The sequence below is a fragment of the Arthrobacter sp. 2YAF22_2 genome, from assembly GCF_052114645.1.
Lineage (GTDB): Bacteria > Actinomycetota > Actinomycetes > Actinomycetales > Micrococcaceae > Arthrobacter.
Window position 1 is genome coordinate 1 of record NZ_JBFRFD010000643.1, and the last position, 1,740, is coordinate 1,740.

Annotated in this window: 1 protein-coding gene and 1 pseudogene; one reads left to right on the forward strand and one right to left on the reverse strand. The window is 69.9% G+C overall.

What is annotated here, in order from left to right; all coding sequences use genetic code 11:
* The first annotated feature begins 251 nt into the window (after window positions 1-251).
* On the forward strand, window positions 252-1,496 hold the full coding sequence (locus AB4Y86_RS18220; protein ID WP_441403556.1) for an NAD(P)/FAD-dependent oxidoreductase: 1,245 nt from the start codon (window positions 252-254) through the stop codon (window positions 1,494-1,496).
* Window positions 1,497-1,523: 27 nt separating this feature from the next.
* Here the strand turns inward: AB4Y86_RS18220 and AB4Y86_RS18225 are convergent.
* A pseudogene (locus tag AB4Y86_RS18225) lies at window positions 1,524-1,740 on the reverse strand (cysteine desulfurase NifS); the annotation flags it as partial.

Sequence of the window (1,740 nt, forward strand, 5' to 3'; positions counted from 1 at the left end):
GCGTTGTGTTAGTCCCACTGCTTTTGGTTCCACCTGGCTTTCTGTAGGTGTTGGGGGTAGTGCCGGCGRTGGGCCCAACCGGTAGGTCCAGGTGGAACCAAAAGCAGTGGGACTAACACAACGCCTGCCGCCCCATTCTATCGCCACGCCGATTCCTCCCCCAAAAGCCTTGACGGCACCGCCCCGGGATTCTAACGTCAGGCCTAACGGTTTTAGAAAATACGGCACACGCACAGGCGGGCGGCGCAGAGATGAATCGTGAAGGCATTGTGATTGTGGGCGGCGGACTGGCCGGTGCCACCGCCGCCAAGACGCTGCGGGCCGAGGGGTTCGACGGCCCGGTCACCGTGATCGCGGAGGAGGCGCATGCCCCCTATCTGCGGCCGCCGCTGTCCAAGGAGTACCTGCTGGGCAAGGAGGGCGAGGAGTCGCTGCCGGTGGTCCCGGACGGTTGGTACGCGGAGCACGACGTCGACCTCCGCCTGGSCGTGCCGGCCACCGGCGTGGACGCGACGACCCGGACCGTGGACCTCGGCGCCGGCGGCCGCCTCGGATACACCTCGCTGCTGCTGGCCACCGGTGCCCGACCGCGGTCGATTCCGCTGCCCGGCAGCAGCTTGGACGGCGTCATGACGTTCCGGACCCTCGACGACAGCCGGGCGCTCCGGGAGGCCCTGGCCGGCGGCGGCCTGAACGTGGTGATGGTCGGATCCGGCTGGATCGGAATGGAACTCGCGGCCGCCGCGTGCTCCTACGGCAACACCGTCACCCTGCTGGGCCTGGAGCAGGTGCCGCTGGCGGCGGCGATCGGTCCCGAACTGGGCGCCTTCTTCCGATCGCTGCACGAGTCCCGCGGTGTACGGTTCCGGCTCCCGGCGTCGGCGGCCGAGATCACCGGCGACACCGGCCGCGTGACCGGCGTCCGCACCGACGCCGGCGAAGTCCTGGCCGCCGACCTGGTGGTCATCGCCGTCGGCGTCGTTCCCGAAACCACGCTCGCCGCGGCCGCCGGCGTCGAGCTGAAGAACGGAATCCTCACGGACGCCTCGCTGCGGACTTCCGCTCCCGGCATCTTCGCCGCGGGAGACGTCGCCAACGCCCTGCACCCCTTCACCGGCGCCCACCACCGCAGCGAGCACTGGTCCAACGCGCTCACCGGCGGGAAGGTCGCGGCCCGGGCAATGCTCGGCGAGGAAGCGGTGCTGGACACCATTCCCTACTTCTACACCGACCAGTACGACGTCAGTATGGAGTATTCGGGATACCCCACGCTCGTCGACGGGGCGCCCGTGGTCCGGGGCTCACTCGAGGACAAGGAATTCCTAGCCTTCTGGCAACGCGGGGGCGAGGTGGTGGCCGGCATGAACGTCAATTGGCCCCGAGCGGACAAGCCGCAGAAGACCATCAAGGCCCTCATTGCCGCACGCGCCGCGGTGTCCGCGGAGTCCCTCGCGGACCCGGGCATCCCGCTCGGGCAGTTGCTTCCGGAAGGTTAGCTGTCCGCGGCACGGAAGTTCGGCAGGCTAGCTGTCGACGGGGCGACGGGCGGCAGTCCCCGCGGTCTCGATGGTCGAGACGTGCCCGGCCATGCCGGCCTGGCGGGCGCGGGCGTAGGCAGCGGGCAGGGCGGCCAGCAGGGCGTCGACGTCGGCGTCCGTGGACGCGTGACCCAGGGTGAAGCGCTGGGCGCCGCGTGCGGTGTTCTCGTCCAGGCCCATGGCGAGCAGCACGTGGGAAGGC